We start from the raw sequence: 13,636 nt of genomic DNA on the forward strand, positions 1-13,636 counted from the left end.
AGGTCTCGGCGCCCGACGACGGGCGCCGACCTTATCCTTCAGACATTTCGCGCATCGCCCCGCGCAGCTCCGCCATCACCCTGTCCACCAGCTTCGCCTTTACCGGTCGCTCACACAAACCAACGCCAAGCCTTAACAAGGTTCCCCGCCATCCAGCGGAAACGCCGCGCATTTCCGCCAGCGCCTGCGGCCACATTGCGTCGAGGCGATCCCGAATCCATCCTTCCGCCAGCGTCATTTCAGCGCGACTTAACGCGCCAGGCCACCTGGGCATGGCGCTTTCCATCGCCTCTCCTTCAAAATGCTTATCTACGCTCGCCATTAAAGGCGCGATTTGGTAATGCCCCGGTCGAGCACGGGAGGCGAAACGTTCCCGCTCCACATCGCTGAGCGAAGCGTATCCATGCTGGATGATGGGGTTGGCGGCGGGTAAAACAAACCAGTCACGCAGGAACTTATAGCCGTTCAGCCGCCCCAGAAAGAAGTCATGGTGACGATAGGACTCTGAAAAGAAACCAAGAAAACCCTGTAATCCGCCGGCGGCGATATCTAACCCTCCCTTTTTACCGGAACGCCGAGGGGCCACCAGAAAACGGGAATAAATATCGCCAGCGTCCGCCAGCCGAATGTCCTGACAGTCAAACCGGGTTTGGTTCTTGAGGCCGCTCAGCAACCCCAGCAGGATGTGAGCCAGAGAGTCCTGACCCGCCAGTCCCGGCGCGGGCGCTTCAGGGAACGGGTCCAGCATGATAACCGCCCGATTCGCCGCAACGCCGGAGCGGGGATTACGCCCGTCCAAGCCCGATAATGTCCGCCGCGCCAACTGAAACGGCTCATTGTTCATCACGCCGCCATCCACATTGAGAAAGCAGTAGGTCTCCTCTTGCTCCTCTTCCCGCCCCCACGCCGGCGTGACAAACCGATATACCCCTTCGTCATCGCAGCGAATAAAACGCCAGTCGTAATCACGACGCGGCCTTCGCAAGGTTCTCGCCTGTAACGCAACGGGAAAGGCTCCCGCCGCCAGCGCTCCCTGAATCAGGTCACGCCAGGATTCATTTAAGAAATCCAACGGCAATGCGCGGTGATCCGGTGGAAAGTCCAACACCTGAACAGCTGCGCCCACCGGGACGGCGAAGCTCAGATGATCCTGATGCAGCCGCGAAAGGTGCCCGGTCAGGTCACGCGCCCCCGGCCCCTCTCCCTTTGGCGTGGAGAAAGCGAATGCGTAAGGAACGCCACGTAAGTTGGATACCGTAAAGTGCAGACTGAAGGCGTCTCCCATCCAGGGCCGTTGATATCCATCAGACGACTCAGCGGTGGCGTCCAGGCGTCGTAGCAGCGATTCCGCCACTTGATCCAGATGCGCGGAATTCAAAAGCGATCGTAACGCAGAGTCCTTGCCCAGATCGTCAGGACGCAGCAGGCGTTGGGCGTCAATATCTCGAACCCAAACCTGGTAAAAAGGATTGTTGAATAGATAGCCGGGCTCCTCCCTGGGGTGACGCCCATGTTTGAAATCCCGTCTGGCGAACAACGCCGCCAAGGCGCCGTTCATCGCTCCTGCGGAAGCGCCGGATACCGTTTTTAAGCTCACGCGATGGACGGGAACGCCAGTCTGTCCCCTCGTCGCCTCCCATGCATCCAGAGCCTCAAACAATACATCCATGAAACCCGCTGCGTAGGCGCCGCCAGACACCGCGCCCGCCAACGCCAGGGCGAATTCAAATGTATGGGGAGGCACGGGATTTTCCTGGGAAACGGAGCGGTCTTGCGGAAACCAGCGTTTCAATTCGCTGACGTAGTCCGAATATTCATGGCGCTGAGATATTGATTGCATAACAGACCTCCTTATCATCCGATGAAAAAGCGCGCATGGCGTCCGTCGGGAAGAGCGAAGACGTCATGCGCGAACTTAAATCAGGCCTTACTGCGCTATCCAGATTACTCATCAAAACGACCAACTTGGGCTCCATTTCCTCGCTGCGGCGCATCACTGCGCGCCCCATTTGAGGGCATATATGTACTTCAGGAAAGTAAAGGTTCAATATCGGTGCTTGAGTGAATCGCCGGTGACGCAGCCCGTCGCGGAATACGGCGGAAGTTTCCGAAACCTGTCCGGCTGGTCATAAAATTGCTTCTGCATCAGCGGCGGCCGCTGAGCATGAGGCTACCCGCCGCCAATAAACAAAAAAACACGATCCGGGAGCATACATTACGATGTTGAATGTCAGCATGACTGCGTTACTCAAAAAAGCCCGTCAACCTCTGATCGCCCTACTCGGCGCCGTGGCGCTGCTGGCGTCGTTCATCAGCCACGCGGAGGCGCCCTTTAAGGTCGGGTTTGTCTATGTCGGCCCTATCGGCGATCACGGCTGGTCCTATCAACACGATCAGGGACGCCAGGCGCTGGAGAAGCATTTCGGCGACAAAGTCAAAACCACCTATGTAGAAAATGTGCCGGAAGGCGCCGACGCGGAGCGGGTCATCCGTAATCTGGCCAAGTCCGGCCACAAGGTGATCTTCACCACCTCCTTCGGTTTCATGAACCCCACCTTAAAAGTGGCGGCCCAGTTCCCCAACGTTGTGTTCGAACACGCCACCGGCTACAAACGCACCAAAAACGTCAGCACCTATATCTCCAACACTTATGAAGGACGCTACGTATCTGGCTATGTGGCGGCGAAAATGAGCAAGACCGGCAAGCTCGGTTACATCGCCTCCTTTCCCATTCCTGAAGTCATTCGTGACATCAACGCCGTGCGTCTCGCCATGAACAAGGTCAATCCGGATTATGAGCTGAAGATTCTCTGGGTCAGCAGCTGGTTCGACCCGGCGAAAGAAGCGGAGGCGGCTAATGTCATGATTGATCAGGGCGTCGACGTCATTCTGCAGCACACAGACAGCCCCGCCGCCATGCAAGTGGCGGAGCAGCGCGGCGTGTACGCCGTCGGGCAATCTTCCGATATGTCCCGTTTCGGCCCCAAAGCGCACTTGGTGTCGGTCGTGGATGACTGGTCCTATCACTACATTCACACCGTGCAAAACGTCATGGACGGGACCTGGAAACCCCGCGATTACTGGGGCGGCATGGCGGAAGACATGATCCTGTTGCCAGAGTTCAACCAAGCCATTCCCGCTGACGTGGTGAAAGAAGCGGAATCCATGATCGCCGACATCAAGTCCGGCAAACTGAAACCCTTCACCGGTCCTATCTTCAACCAGAAAGGCGAGTTAAAAGTCCCCGCCGGTGAAGAGCTCGCTCACGAAGAAGTCGCCGGCATGAATTGGTATGTACAGGGAATCAAAGGCGAAATTCCCCATTAAGAGATCGCATCAGATAAGCGCGACGGGCCGCAAAATGCTATGTTTAAGGCATTAGCGGCCTACGGCCGAATCTCAAAAAAGATCGCAGGAATTTGATATGCAAGACTTTCTGAAAGGACTTCCCAAGGCGGAGCTACATTTGCACATTGAGGGCTCGCTGGAGCCGGAATTGATGTTCGAAATCGGACGCCGCAACAGCGTCGCCTTGCCTTTCGCCAATGTGGAAGAAGTCCGTGCGGCTTATGAGTTCAACAACCTGCAGGAGTTCCTGGATATCTATTACCAGGGCGCCCAGGTGTTGCTGCATGAGCAGGACTTTTACGATATGACATTCGCCTATCTGCAGCGGTGTCGTGAGCAGAACGTTATCCATACGGAAATGTTTTTTGATCCGCAAACCCATACGGATCGCGGCGTGGACATTGGCGTGGTGATACGCGGCCTGATCCGCGCCATGGAGGATGCGGAAGCGCAGTGGGGACAGTCCAGCAAACTGATTCTCTGTTTCCTGCGCCATCTGAGTGAAGAAGCGGCGATGGAAACACTGCGCCAGGCGTTACCTTATAAGCAGCACTTTGTCGGCGTTGGGCTCGACAGCTCTGAAGTCGGTCATCCGCCAGAAAAGTTCCAGCGCGTGTTCGAGCAAGCGCTGAACGCCGGCTTATTGAGCGTGGCTCATGCCGGTGAAGAAGGGCCGCCTGAGTATATCTGGCAAGCGCTGGATCTGTTGAAGGTCAAACGCATCGACCATGGCGTGCGTTGCATTGAAGACGCGGCGCTGATGCAGAGATTGATCGACGAACAAATTCCGCTGACCGTCTGCCCGCTCTCTAATATCAAGCTATGCGTATTCGACTCCATGTCAGAACACAACATTCTGCGCCTGCTGGAAAAAGGTCTGAAGGTGACGGTGAACTCGGATGACCCGGCGTATTTCGGCGGCTATATGAATGAGAACTTCATCGCCATGCAGGAAGCGCTACCCATGAGCAAAGAGCAGGCGGCTCAGCTGGCGAGAAACAGCTTTGAGGCCAGCTTCCTGACCCCAGAGGAGAAAGCGCGTTTACTGGCCCGCCTGGACCAGTATCTGCAAAATCACTGAGACAGGGCTCACTCGCAGCATTTTTTATTTTTCTTACCGCTGCCGCAGGGGCATGGATCGTTCCTGCCGACGCTTAATGCCGTCCAGGTGGCGTCCCCATCCACATACAACCAGCGCCCCTGCTCTTTAGTGAAACGGGAGCGTTCCTGCAACTGCATCCATTTGTCCCCTTCCTGAAACGTGGCCCGAAAATTTACCCAGCCTTGATTGCCTTCCGAGCCGCTATCCAGCACTTCCAAACGCTTCCACTGGATGCTTTCGTTCGGCTGTAAATCCGCCGGGCGATGCTGCGCGCACCACGTCTGCTGCAGGTACTCCATCAGCCCCATCGCAAAGGCGGCATACCGGGATCTCATCAGCTGTTCCGGCGTCTCCGCCGCCTTACCGGAATGCAGCGGCTGGCAGCATTCTTCATAAGGCGAACCGGAATTACAGGGGCACAGGTTATTCATAACTACTCTCATTCAGTCAACAAAGGTTCGGATGCCCGCCCTTTTTTAGCGGAGCGCGCCTGAATCGCCAGACCGGCGACAATAAAACCAAGACCCACCAGGGTCAGCATGTGAATTTTCTCGCCCAAGATAAAGTGGATCAGCAGCAGAGAAATAAACGGCGATATAAATATTAGATTACTGATGCGACTGGCGTGGCGCGTATATTTCATCGCCATCAGCCACAACATAAAAGTCACGCCCATTTCAAACAGACCGACATAGACCGCACCGCCCAACGCGGCGGGCGCCAGATTCAAAGGCCAGGCCAGCACGGCGGCGCAGGGCGTGGCGAATAAGAAGTTTTGAAACAACCCGATCACAGGATCGCGCTTGTCTCTGGAGTTCAAAATCCAATAGGCCGCCCAGACCAGGGTGCTGACCAAAGCCAGCGCAATCCCTATAAGATTTAAAGATTGTCCGCTGTCATCGCCGCCAAAGGAAATCACCACCACGCCGCTGTAACTCACCAACATGGCGATCACATCCATACGCGTGAGCTTGTGGCCGAGAAAAGGCACAGCAAGAAACGCCAGCATCAACGCCCAGGTGTAGTTAATGGGCTGCGCTACCTGGGCAGGAAGCAGATCGTAGGCATAAAACAGAATGTGGTAGTACAGCAGCGGATTCAGTAGACCGAAACACAGCGCCCGCCAGCCGTTTTCCCGCAAAGAACGCATCGCCTCCGCCAGACGCCCCTGCCAGAGCAACGCCGCCCCCAGGGCCAATACGGATGTCAGACTGGCGAAAAACACCAGCTGACTGACGCTTTGCTGCGCCAGCGCCAATTTGAATGCGGTGGCCACGGTGGACCACAGCAAGACGGCGGACAAACCATAGCGCAACGCCAGCGACTCGTTAGTATTGCGCGAAACTTCCTGAGACATAGCTGCGTCCTGTACTTCTATCCTGACGACAAATATTGAAGATTTCGCCAATCCGCAATATTTGGACTATGTTTAAATTATGCCGCTGACGATGTCGTTAAAGCGACCCAACCCACATATCGCCACATCTCAGCGGCATTCCTTCATGCACTGCTGACGGGCGACCACAATGCGAGTCCATCCTCCGACTCTATTAATCCTTAGCATAGCCGCCCTGGCGCTGATGACGGAACGGGGCGCTGCGACGGAGCTGTCCGCCTGTGAATCCGAAAGGGAAAAAATGACGCAAACATTAGGCGCCGTTTTCAAACCTTATCTAAGAAAGCACGAATCCCTGGCCAGCCAACGCGGCAATATAATCGACTTGAAAGTCAGCCTCAACGGCTGGGTGGAAGACATCGCGCAATGTTATCGCAATGTCTACGCAGAACGAGGCGCCCCGGAAGACGACAATGTTCTGAATAATGGTTTGCACTGGTCGGGAACCCTGACCGAATTTCATGAACTGGTGAAAATCCTGAACCGCCAGATTCAAACCGAAGCCCAGAAAAAAGCCGAATCTCTAAGCGAAAAAGATCCCGCCTTCCGCCACCTCCTGCAACAAGTCCTCCTCCCCAACTTCCCGCTACAAGCGGAAAGATCGGGGGGAGAGTTTATTTGAGCCTAAAGCGCGTTGTCGCAGGATCTGGGCGCATCAAAACGATCCAACTCAAGCTCCTCTTTAATTCTCTCGATTTGCGCACAGGAAATAGAATTACTGTCGTACAATGTCAGCGTTTTAAGATTAGGCAGGCCAAATACAACATCAATGTCATTTAACGGCGTTCTAGCTAACGTCAACGATATAATTTCCAGATTATTCTCCATAAATCCCACGGAAGTAACTGGGTTACCTGCAATGTACAATGTTTCTATCCAAGGCATCAGTCCAATTACAGAGAAGTCCTGAATCTCATTATTCGCAAAATTGAGTGACTTCACAGACTCAAGTTCATAAAGCCTATCCAAATCCGTCACACTCAATCCATCAAAGTACAAATAATCCAACCCCTTCAATTGCGTCAAGGGAGCCATACTGACTTTGCCTTTGGCCTCAACCATGAGAGATCTCAGATTCGTGAGCTTCGCCACAAAAGAGAGGTTATCAATGGACGAATATGTCGCTATGCTCAAGTAAGTCAACCGAGTCATATCTTCTAGAAAGGAAAAATCGTAAACCGCCGCCTCCTTCAAAGCTAGCTGTTCCAGATCCTTAAGGTTGGCGAGGTATTCCGCTTCATTCTGTTTTAAGCCGTATATATTCAAATAATTGTACGCCGGGAAATCAGACAGCTGCTCAATGGAGTTCAGCTGTCCTGCACTGATGGTGAGATTAGCGACGCCTGGGTGCGAAATAACCGGCTTTAGAGATCGAATAGTACTGCCATGAACATCCACGTTATTCAATTTGGTCAACTTGGACCATATATCAAGCTCCTCCAAGTTGAGACCCACTAACTTCAATGTGGTCAAATCAGTCATTTTTTCAATGATATGCATATCATCTAAAGTGATTTTTTTCAGACTTAATAACCGAAGTTTGGTTAGTTTTAAAAGCTCCTCAGAACCAGTAACTGTTTGCGGGCTATAGCTCTGAAGATCAAGCGACTCCAGATTTACAAACTCTGCTACGCCTTGGATGTTGTAGACTTTGACATCAGGGCAGTAAATTTCGCGTACATAACCGATGTCTTTTTTCTTGTCCTCATGAAAAGTCTCTTTGATGCAGGACTTAAATTCCGGAGTCAGGTCGACTCCATCCAGCATGGGATAGGCTTTTAACACGATCTTGATATCGCGAGTTCTCTTCTCCCCTGAAGCGCCCTTGGCGGACTCCTCAATTATGACTTCCGCATCCGCGTCAACCTCTGGCATCCTGTAGGAGATATGATTTAGATCTATATCAGTTTTCTCTACAGTCGGCCCACTTACCTGAACCCAGGTATAAACTTCGCTCAGGCTGTCTCTGGAGAGTTCTACGCTACCTCTCTCATAAGCACTAATTACCAGTTTCTCTACTGGATCTGTTGGATCTGTTGGATCTGTTGGATCTGTTGGATCTGTTGGATCTGTTGGATCTGTTGGATCTGTTGGATCATTATTTCCATCGCCATTTCCGTCGTCCACTTGACCATCATTACCGCCGTCTATCTGGCCATCGCTTCCGCCATCCGCTTGCCCATTATTGCCACCGCCAGCGTTCCCGCCATCGCTATCAGTTACAGGAGTGCTTGTTACGGGCGCTTTATCCTCGCTTCCAGAGCCTCCACCGCCACCACAAGCGGCCATCATCATGGTTAAAAGCAAAACGGAGGAGTAACGAAGGCCCTGATTGATTTTTCTAAAGGTAAGAACGCTAGAACTGCCCATATCCAAGTTATGGCTCCCTGTAATGATGTCAAAAGGGCGGAATTATAGTTAAAAGCCAATCCACATAACACATTTAAAACAAGGTGTTACCTTTTTGGGCTCATCCCGAAATTACCACGGAAAGATAAATTGACAGCCTGCGTTTATACTTAACGCCATGGCCAGGGATATGCGATTAAGCTCGTTTGCAATCCGGCGTAGGACGCCGACCGCTTCGGGGTTGTGTTTTTGCATGCAGCTTCCCGCAAGATTGTTTTGGCTGCTCTATTTCGCTTTCTCCGTGTCGTTCTTCTTTTCGTCTTTCACCACAGAAACTTTTGCCGCAGAAACAAGCGGTGTGAATGTTTCTTCCAAACATCCGCCACAGGTATGGACCCTTGATATACGGGGAGCTATCGGACCCGCCAGTGCGGATTTGTTCATGCGCGCGTTAGAGGAAGCGAATGAAGCCGGGGCGTCTCTTTTTCTATTGCGACTGGATACTCCTGGCGGCTTGGACAAGTCCATGCGCGACATGATTCAGGCGATTCTGGCTTCCTCCACTCCAGTCGCCGCCTACGTTTACCCCAAAGGAGCCAGAGCGGCCAGCGCCGGCACATATATTCTGTACAGCTCTCATGTCGCCGCCATGTCGCACGCCACCAATCTGGGAGCCGCCTCGCCGATATCAATCGCCGCTCCTTCATCCTCGCCAACAAAGCCTGACGACGACGCAGAAAACAACGAGAAAGGACTAAGCACACTGGAGCGCAAGCAGATCAATGACGCTGTCGCTTATATTCAGGGCTTGGCGAAACTGCGAGGCCGAAACGCAGACTGGGCGGAACGGGCCGTGCGCGACGCCGCCAGCTTGAGCGCGGAAGAGGCGTTGCAAATGAACGTCATTGATATGATGGCGGACTCAACAGAGCAACTACTGACCCAGCTGGAAGGGAGGCAGGTCAACCTTGATAACGGGGCGGTAACCTTAAAACTGTCTGGATATGAGTTGCATCCTGTCCAACCGGATTGGCGCAACCGCTTTCTGGCTGTCATCACCGATCCCAGCGTCGCTTACATCCTGCTGCTGATCGGCATCTATGGACTGCTGCTGGAAGCCTACAATCCCGGCGCCACCCTGCCTGGCATCCTCGGCGCCATATGCCTGTTGATCGGCCTGTATGCATTACAGCTGCTGCCTATCAGCTACGCGGGATTGGGGCTCTTGTTGCTGGGCGTCGCACTGATGACGGCGGAAAGCTTTGCTCCCAGCTTCGGCGCGTTGGGTCTGGGGGGCGTGGCCGCGTTTATTCTTGGCTCCGTCATGCTGATGGACACGAAATCGCCCGCTTACCAGATCGCTCTGCCCGTTATCATCGCCATCGCCGCCCTGTCCGTACTGGTGCTCAGCGTGCTGCTGCATTTCGCCTTGAAATCACGAAAACAGGTGGTGGTGTCCGGTGTGGAAACCCTTATCGGCTCACAGGCGGAAGCAATCGCCGATTTTGAAGGGAGCGGCCGGGTCGCCGCCCAAGGACAACTATGGATGGCCTATTGCGATACGCCGGTAACGCAAGGCCAAAAGCTCAGAATCACAGGAATACAGGGACTGACCCTGCAAGTGGAGGCTATCCCATGATCGCTTACGTTGTTTTGGCGCTGGTTATTATTGCGCTCGCCCTGCTGCTGACGATGTTTCGCGTCATGCGCGAGTATGAGCGCGCCGTGGTTTTCCTGCTTGGCCGCTTCTACAAGGTGAAAGGGCCCGGACTGATCGTTATTGTTCCCATCATTCAACAAATGGTGCGCGTCGACTTGAGGATCGTAGTCATGGATGTGCCGACGCAGGACGTAATATCCCGGGACAACGTCTCGGTTAAGGTCAACGCCGTGGTGTACTACCGGGTGCTGGACCCGCAAAAAAGCGTGATTAACGTGGAGAACTACAACGAGGCCACCAGTCAACTGGCGCAAACCACGCTGCGTTCGGTGCTTGGTCAGCATGAGCTGGATGAAATGCTGGCGTCGCGGGAGGAGCTGAATGAGGATATCCAGCGCATCCTTGACGTCCAGACAGACGGCTGGGGCATCAAAGTCTCCAACGTGGAAATCAAACATGTGGATCTGGATGAGCGCATGATTCGCGCCATCGCCAAACAGGCGGAAGCGGAGCGTATCCGGCGCGCCAAGGTGATTCACGCCACTGGGGAGCTGGAAGCATCGGAAAAATTGCGCGAGGCCGCCTCGATTCTCGCCAAACAGCCGCAAGCGATTCAGCTCCGCTACCTGCAAACGCTCACGGAAATCGCCAGCGACAAAACCAACACCATCGCGTTTCCACTGCCGCTGGAAATTCTCAAGGCCTTCGGCATCCAGGAGAGTGAGTCCAGCTGACCTTACCATCAAGCTTAACTCGCCCCGGAAAACCGACTCAGGGCATAGATTCCGCACAGGGGTAGTCGGACAACTTCTGCAATACGCTGAATTGCGCCGCTGTAGCGGTTTTTATCTGATAAGTCACTTGCAGTCCGCCAAAGTCAAACTGGGCTTGGCCGGAGGTGTCCGACTCGGGCGTAATCCGCGCTTGCTCAAGGAACCGAAACAACGCCCACTCTCCAAAGAAGTCATACCGTTTACGGTCGCCGTTCAACGTTTCTACTTCCACGTATGCGTCCGGGTGGCTCGCCGGCCAGGCGAACTCGGACCAAAATCTCGGTCCGGGCGCGGAAGCCGGCTCAACCTCGCCGATTACCATACGAATCCGTCGAACTGATGGAGACATCGTCAAAGGCTTAAGATTCACTCTGAAACCAGCTTTTGGTGCGGTCTCCGAAGAATGGGCCGCTGGGCTCGCTATCGGGGATGTGGACAACGCCGCTATGACGTCGGCTCGATAGCATTCAACCTCCGCCGCCATCGTGTTCAAACAGTTTCCTGTAAGCAAAGCAGCCCACACAAACGCCTTCAACAGGAACCTCATTGACGCCCGCTTCTCACGCCCAAAAAGAGACAAAAGATCACCTATAAACCTCCCCATTGCCAAGCCCACCGCAGGATAGCATTATTAGCAAATCGATTTCAGAAGCGGCGAAAGTCGCCTCAAACAAAAAGCAGGGAAGCCCGTCACCACCACCTTCCCTGCCGCCATCCCTACAAAAATTTATAACGAGAAAATTGCAATAATGACTACGAAAAAAACGGTTCTACTAAGCATGAGATTGCTTGTGGATATCGATAACAACGCTAAAGAAGAACAGGCGCTCAACGCTATTGAAGAAAAAGCTCGAGAGCTGTTTGGTGAAGCCAATTTCGAATTATTATTTAAGAACTCAAGCACATTGAACGAGAGAATCGATTGCGATAAATGCTGTGTCTGCGGCATTTGGGTTTATGACAAAAATGTACAATGGTCCGCCGGGGACCTTTATGATCTTTCTCCTGGCATCAAAATTCACTCGGATATGTTCTGCTCATTTTGTGAACCGCCACGCCCCCCGATGATTTCCGATGAAGGCGCCAATGAATGGACCTCAGAGCCTATAAACATAGAGTGGGAAAATAGCTGGGGAAGACCCGTAAGAAATTCGCACAGCAGAGGCTGGGACAACGATGCAGACGGCGGGGGCTGGTAGAAAGTTGGCATAGTGTGACGCTGAGGGGCGACTCGCCCTCTCAGCGCTCAAACTTCGTCGATAACACAATCGACGACATGGTTTTTTCGATGCCTTCTATTTCACCGATGTGATCCAGCACTTCATCGATCTGTTCCGTGGTTTCCGCGCGGATCAGGGCGATGAAGTCGTACTGTCCATTGATCGTGTACAGCGACCGCACTTCATCTATGCGTCGCAGCGCCGTTTCCACCTGTTTGTTCAGCTTCGGATTGATTTCGATCATCACCTGGGCGCTGATGCGCTTTTTCTCATATTCCTTGTCCAGACGGATGGTATAGCCGCGAATGACGCCTTCCGCCTCCAGCTTGGCGATGCGTTCATGCACTGCAGTGCGGGACAGGTTGAGTTTTCTCGCCAGTGACGAAGTGGCTTCTCGCGCGTTCGCCTGCAACAGATCGAGCAAACGTTGATTTTTTTCATCCATATGACGATTTCACTACAAATGTAGATATTTCGTCTAAATTTATCAGTAAATTCGTCACTATGACAGTTACAATCCGACATCTGCGCCTCCTATTATAGATTTATTCATCCAATAACAATTAGGAGAGGCACATATGAAACCCATCGTTGTTGTAGGCGCTGGTAAAATCGGCTCAATGATCACGGATTTCCTGAACAGCACTGGCGACTACAAAGTCACGCTGGTGGATCAGAATCAGGACGCGCTGGACCGCATCGCCGAAGAAATCCCAGGCATCTCAACTGTGAAGGCGAACGCCTCTAACCAGCAGGAAATGGAAGCCGCCTTCAAAGGCCACTTCGCCGTTATCAACTCCTGCCCTTTCGATATCAGCGCCTCCATTGCGCACGCCGCCGCAGCGCAAGAAGTGCACTACCTGGATCTGACTGAAGACGTCGCCAGCACTCGTTTGATCAAGTCCCTGGCGAAAGACGCAAAATCCGCCTTCATTCCTCAGTGCGGTCTGGCTCCTGGTTTCATTTCCATCGTGGCTTATGATCTGGCGCGCAAATTCGACTCCCTGCACAATGTTCACATGCGTGTCGGCGCACTGCCCAAGTTCCCCTCCAATGCGTTGAAATACAACCTGACCTGGAGCACCGACGGCCTGATTAACGAATACCTGAACCCTTGCGAAGCCATCGTTAACGGTCAATTGCGTGAAGTGCCTCCCATGGAAGAGCTGGAGCATTTCTCCCTGGACGGCGACGATTACGAAGCTTTCAACACTTCTGGCGGCCTGGGCACTCTGTGCGAAACGCTGGAAGGCAAAGTGTCCAACCTGAACTACCGCACAGTGCGTTACCCTGGTCACCGCGACGTCATGAAGCTGTTGCTGAACGACCTGCGTCTGGGCGAGCGTCGCGACCTGTTGAAAGAAATCATGGAATCCGCCATCCCTGTCACCATGCAGGACGTTGTATTGGTATTCGCCAACGTCAGTGGCGTGAAGAACGGCCTGTTCCTGCAGGAAACCTTCGCACGCAAGATTTACAGCCGCGAAATCAACGGTAAACTGCGTAGCGCCATCCAGATCACCACCGCATCCGGCATCTGCGCTGCGCTGGACCTGCTGGCGGAAGGCAAACTGCCGAACCAAGGCTTCGTACGTCAGGAAGATATCCGCTTCGAAGACTTTATAAACAACCGTTTCGGCCGCAACTATATGGAAGACGACGGGAAAAACCCTTCGGCTTCAGTGCGTCGCGTAGCCTGATCAAATATGGGCGCGGCGACCCCGCGCCCCGACATCAGGACAGGTAGCGAACCAGAAGCTCGCTACAAGGACAAGCAAACGCACTTAC

13 protein-coding genes are annotated in these 13,636 nt (G+C 53.5%); 7 read left to right on the plus strand and 6 right to left on the minus strand.

What is annotated here, in order from left to right; translation table 11 throughout:
- Window positions 1-31: 31 nt before the first annotated feature.
- Entirely contained in the window at window positions 32-1,840 is a 1,809-nt protein-coding gene (locus ONV78_RS18815) for a patatin-like phospholipase family protein (protein WP_279505448.1), read from the minus strand.
- Between the two features lie 380 nt (window positions 1,841-2,220).
- On the opposite strand from ONV78_RS18815, the gene ONV78_RS18820 reads away from it, so the two are divergent.
- Both ONV78_RS18820 and ONV78_RS18825 read left to right on the plus strand, forming a co-directional pair.
- Entirely contained in the window at window positions 2,221-3,327 is a 1,107-nt protein-coding gene (locus ONV78_RS18820) for a BMP family ABC transporter substrate-binding protein (RefSeq protein WP_279505449.1), read from the plus strand.
- Window positions 3,328-3,424: 97 nt separating this feature from the next.
- Entirely contained in the window at window positions 3,425-4,429 is a 1,005-nt protein-coding gene (locus ONV78_RS18825) for an adenosine deaminase (RefSeq protein WP_279505451.1), read from the plus strand.
- A gap of 8 nt (window positions 4,430-4,437) precedes the next feature.
- Here the strand turns inward: ONV78_RS18825 and ONV78_RS18830 are convergent, their stop codons facing one another.
- Both ONV78_RS18830 and ONV78_RS18835 read right to left on the minus strand, forming a co-directional pair.
- On the minus strand, window positions 4,438-4,881 hold the full coding sequence (locus tag ONV78_RS18830; RefSeq protein ID WP_279505453.1) for a YchJ family protein: 444 nt from the start codon (window positions 4,879-4,881) through the stop codon (window positions 4,438-4,440).
- Between the two features lie 8 nt (window positions 4,882-4,889).
- On the minus strand, window positions 4,890-5,807 hold the full coding sequence (locus ONV78_RS18835; protein WP_279505455.1) for a DMT family transporter: 918 nt from the start codon (window positions 5,805-5,807) through the stop codon (window positions 4,890-4,892).
- Between the two features lie 169 nt (window positions 5,808-5,976).
- Here ONV78_RS18835 and ONV78_RS18840 point away from each other — a divergent pair, with 169 nt between their 5' ends.
- On the plus strand, window positions 5,977-6,468 hold the full coding sequence (locus ONV78_RS18840; protein WP_279505457.1) for a hypothetical protein: 492 nt from the start codon (window positions 5,977-5,979) through the stop codon (window positions 6,466-6,468).
- 2 nt (window positions 6,469-6,470) lie between these two features.
- On the opposite strand, the gene ONV78_RS18845 is transcribed toward ONV78_RS18840, so the two are convergent.
- A complete protein-coding gene (locus ONV78_RS18845; protein WP_279505459.1) occupies window positions 6,471-8,222 on the minus strand; it encodes a hypothetical protein in 1,752 nt (583 codons plus the stop codon).
- A gap of 415 nt (window positions 8,223-8,637) precedes the next feature.
- On the opposite strand from ONV78_RS18845, the gene ONV78_RS18850 reads away from it, so the two are divergent.
- Both ONV78_RS18850 and ONV78_RS18855 read left to right on the plus strand, forming a co-directional pair.
- Window positions 8,638-9,834 carry a nodulation protein NfeD gene (locus ONV78_RS18850; protein ID WP_279505461.1) on the plus strand — a complete coding sequence of 399 codons (1,197 nt, stop codon included), beginning with the start codon at window positions 8,638-8,640 and terminating at the stop codon, window positions 9,832-9,834.
- Window positions 9,831-10,589, plus strand: coding sequence for a slipin family protein (locus ONV78_RS18855; RefSeq protein ID WP_216735644.1), 759 nt, complete (start codon window positions 9,831-9,833; stop codon window positions 10,587-10,589). Before ONV78_RS18850 ends, ONV78_RS18855 begins: the two co-directional genes overlap by 4 nt.
- A 37-nt stretch (window positions 10,590-10,626) precedes the next feature.
- Here the strand turns inward: ONV78_RS18855 and ONV78_RS18860 are convergent, their stop codons facing one another.
- Window positions 10,627-11,232, minus strand: a complete 606-nt coding sequence (locus tag ONV78_RS18860) for a type VI secretion IcmF C-terminal domain-containing protein (protein WP_347815421.1) — start codon at window positions 11,230-11,232, stop codon at window positions 10,627-10,629.
- A gap of 187 nt (window positions 11,233-11,419) precedes the next feature.
- Between ONV78_RS18860 and ONV78_RS18865 the strand changes: the two genes are divergently transcribed.
- Entirely contained in the window at window positions 11,420-11,827 is a 408-nt protein-coding gene (locus ONV78_RS18865) for a hypothetical protein (RefSeq protein ID WP_279505462.1), read from the plus strand.
- Window positions 11,828-11,867: 40 nt separating this feature from the next.
- Here ONV78_RS18865 and ONV78_RS18870 read toward each other — a convergent pair whose 3' ends face one another.
- A complete protein-coding gene (locus ONV78_RS18870) occupies window positions 11,868-12,293 on the minus strand; it encodes an Lrp/AsnC family transcriptional regulator (protein ID WP_216735641.1) in 426 nt (141 codons plus the stop codon).
- A gap of 133 nt (window positions 12,294-12,426) precedes the next feature.
- Between ONV78_RS18870 and ONV78_RS18875 the strand changes: the two genes are divergently transcribed.
- Window positions 12,427-13,548 carry a saccharopine dehydrogenase C-terminal domain-containing protein gene (locus ONV78_RS18875; RefSeq protein ID WP_279505463.1) on the plus strand — a complete coding sequence of 374 codons (1,122 nt, stop codon included), beginning with the start codon at window positions 12,427-12,429 and terminating at the stop codon, window positions 13,546-13,548.
- The last annotated feature ends 88 nt before the right edge of the window (window positions 13,549-13,636 follow it).

This window comes from Hahella sp. CR1 (assembly GCF_029813005.1).
Classification (GTDB): Bacteria; Pseudomonadota; Gammaproteobacteria; order Pseudomonadales; family Oleiphilaceae; genus Hahella.

Bases quoted from the DNA above. Each gene is read 5' to 3' on its own strand.
- ONV78_RS18870 (WP_216735641.1), bottom strand. From the start codon at position 12,293: ATGGATGAAAAAAATCAACGTTTGCTCGATCTGTTGCAGGCGAACGCG.
- ONV78_RS18840 (WP_279505457.1), top strand. From the start codon at position 5,977: ATGCGAGTCCATCCTCCGACTCTATTAATCCTTAGCATAGCCGCCCTG.
- ONV78_RS18855 (WP_216735644.1), top strand. From the start codon at position 9,831: ATGATCGCTTACGTTGTTTTGGCGCTGGTTATTATTGCGCTCGCCCTG.
- ONV78_RS18820 (WP_279505449.1), top strand. From the start codon at position 2,221: ATGTTGAATGTCAGCATGACTGCGTTACTCAAAAAAGCCCGTCAACCT.
- ONV78_RS18850 (WP_279505461.1), top strand. From the start codon at position 8,638: ATGCGCGCGTTAGAGGAAGCGAATGAAGCCGGGGCGTCTCTTTTTCTA.
- ONV78_RS18860 (WP_347815421.1), bottom strand. From the start codon at position 11,232: ATGGGGAGGTTTATAGGTGATCTTTTGTCTCTTTTTGGGCGTGAGAAG.
- ONV78_RS18825 (WP_279505451.1), top strand. From the start codon at position 3,425: ATGCAAGACTTTCTGAAAGGACTTCCCAAGGCGGAGCTACATTTGCAC.
- ONV78_RS18875 (WP_279505463.1), top strand. From the start codon at position 12,427: ATGAAACCCATCGTTGTTGTAGGCGCTGGTAAAATCGGCTCAATGATC.
- ONV78_RS18815 (WP_279505448.1), bottom strand. From the start codon at position 1,840: ATGCAATCAATATCTCAGCGCCATGAATATTCGGACTACGTCAGCGAA.
- ONV78_RS18835 (WP_279505455.1), bottom strand. From the start codon at position 5,807: ATGTCTCAGGAAGTTTCGCGCAATACTAACGAGTCGCTGGCGTTGCGC.
- ONV78_RS18830 (WP_279505453.1), bottom strand. From the start codon at position 4,881: ATGAATAACCTGTGCCCCTGTAATTCCGGTTCGCCTTATGAAGAATGC.